The following is a 1713-nucleotide window of genomic DNA, read 5'->3' as shown; positions in this document are numbered from 1 at the left end:
ATTTGGGTTGTATGGTTAAGCGACTAAGCGTATACGGTGGATGCCTTGGCAGTCAGAGGCGATGAAGGACGTAGTAACTTGCGAAAAGCGTTGGCGAGCTAGTAACAAGCATTTGAGCTAACGATGTCCGAATGGGGGAACCCGGCCGCATAAGCGGTCATCATGTGGTGAATACATAGCTACATGAGGCAAACGAGGGGAACTGAAACATCTAAGTACCCTTAGGAAAAGAAATCAACCGAGATTCCCCTAGTAGCGGCGAGCGAACGGGGATTAGCCCTTAAGTCAGAGGGGTGTTAGTGGAATGGTCTGGAAAGTCCAGCGGCACAGGGTGATAGCCCCGTACACGAAAACTAACCTTTGATGAAAACGAGTAAGGCGGGACACGTGATATCCTGTTTGAATATGGGGGGACCATCCTCCAAGGCTAAATACTCCTGACTGACCGATAGTGAACCAGTACCGTGAGGGAAAGGCGAAAAGAACCCCTGTGAGGGGAGTGAAATAGAACCTGAAACCGTATACGTACAAGCAGTGGGAGCGGTTCTTGAGACCGTGACTGCGTACCTTTTGTATAATGGGTCAGCGACTTACGTTTTGTAGCGAGGTTAAGCGAATAGCGGAGCCGTAGGGAAACCGAGTGTTAACTGCGCGTTTAGTTGCAAGGCGTAGACCCGAAACCCGGTGATCTAGCCATGGGCAGGTTGAAGGTTGAGTAACATCAACTGGAGGACCGAACCGACTAATGTTGAAAAATTAGCGGATGACTTGTGGCTGGGGGTGAAAGGCCAATCAAACCGGGAGATATCTGGTTCTCCTCGAAAGCTATTTAGGTAGCGCCTCGAGCGAATACCATTGGGGGTAGAGCACTGTTAAGGCTAGGGGGTCATCCCGACTTACCAACCCTTTGCAAACTCCGAATACCAATGAGTACTACTCGGGAGACAGACGGCGGGTGCTAACGTCCGTCGTCAAAAGGGAAACAACCCAGACCGTCAGCTAAGGTCCCAAAGTGTATGTTAAGTGGGAAACGATGTGGGAAGGCTTAGACAGCTAGGATGTTGGCTTAGAAGCAGCCATCATTTAAAGAAAGCGTAATAGCTCACTAGTCGAGTCGGCCTGCGCGGAAGATGTAACGGGGCTAAACATACCACCGAAGCTACGGGTGCAATTCATTAGAGTTGCGCGGTAGAGGAGCGTTCTGTAAGCCGTTGAAGGTGAAGGGGTAACCCACACTGGAGGTATCAGAAGTGCGAATGCTGACATGAGTAACGATAAAGGGGGTGAAAAACCCCCTCGCCGAAAGACCAAGGGTTCCTGTCCAACGTTAATCGGGGCAGGGTGAGTCGACCCCTAAGGTGAGGCCGAAAGGCGTAATCGATGGGAAACAGATTAATATTTCTGTACTTCCGCTAACTGCGATGGAGAGACGGAGAAGGCTAGGCTAGCGCGGCGTTGGTAGTCCGCGTTTAAGGTGGTAGGTGGGTGACTTAGGCAAATCCGGGTCACTATACACTGAGAGCTGATGACGAGTCCCCAAGGGGATGAAGTAGTTGATGCCATGCTTCCAGGAAAATCTTCTAAGCTTCAGGTTAGCGGGAATCGTACCCCAAACCGACACAGGTGGTCGGGTAGAGAATACCAAGGCGCTTGAGAGAACTCGGCTGAAGGAACTAGGCAAAATGGTACCGTAACTTCGGGAGAAGGTACGCT

At 50.9% G+C, this 1713-nt stretch carries 1 rRNA gene; it reads left to right on the top strand.

The features are described 5' to 3' along the window. Positions 1-13: 13 nt before the first annotated feature. Positions 14-1713 (top strand): 23S ribosomal RNA (locus HG547_RS20540); the annotation flags it as partial.

The organism is Shewanella sp. DNRA4 (assembly GCF_012843185.1).
In the GTDB taxonomy this organism is placed as follows: domain Bacteria; phylum Pseudomonadota; class Gammaproteobacteria; order Enterobacterales; family Shewanellaceae; genus Shewanella; species Shewanella xiamenensis.
The sequence above is the reverse complement of the archived record's forward strand: the minus strand, read 5'-3'. Positions and strand labels throughout refer to the sequence as shown.